At 36.0% G+C, this 261-nt stretch carries 1 protein-coding gene; it reads right to left on the bottom strand.

Annotated elements, in window-relative coordinates; genetic code table 11:
- A partial coding sequence (locus SCA31_RS24080) for a putative immunity/bacteriocin fusion bifunctional protein (protein WP_410699516.1) occupies positions 1-261 on the bottom strand: 261 nt, incomplete at both ends.

The raw sequence follows: 261 nt of genomic DNA, 5'->3' as shown, positions 1-261 counted from the left end.
ACAAAATATTGTGCTGATGTTAATCCAGACTCCATATCATCAACAGGAATTGTTACCACAGCCATGCCTTCTTTTACATTTACAATCTCTTCATTTTGTTCATTTGAAAGTCCAAAGAAGCTGTTTTTTGGTTTTTTCACCAACTTGTTTTGTTTGAATTCCTTTGAGGCATAGACAATTTCTTTTGCTTTTTGTTGATCTTCTACTGGTCCCGATGACTCAGGAACCCCTGATTGGCATGACGTACAATTTGTTTTTGCT

The organism is Chryseobacterium sp. SIMBA_028 (genome assembly GCF_046535285.1).
Classification (GTDB): Bacteria; Bacteroidota; Bacteroidia; order Flavobacteriales; family Weeksellaceae; genus Chryseobacterium.
This window is presented reverse-complemented; position numbering and strand designations above follow the sequence as displayed.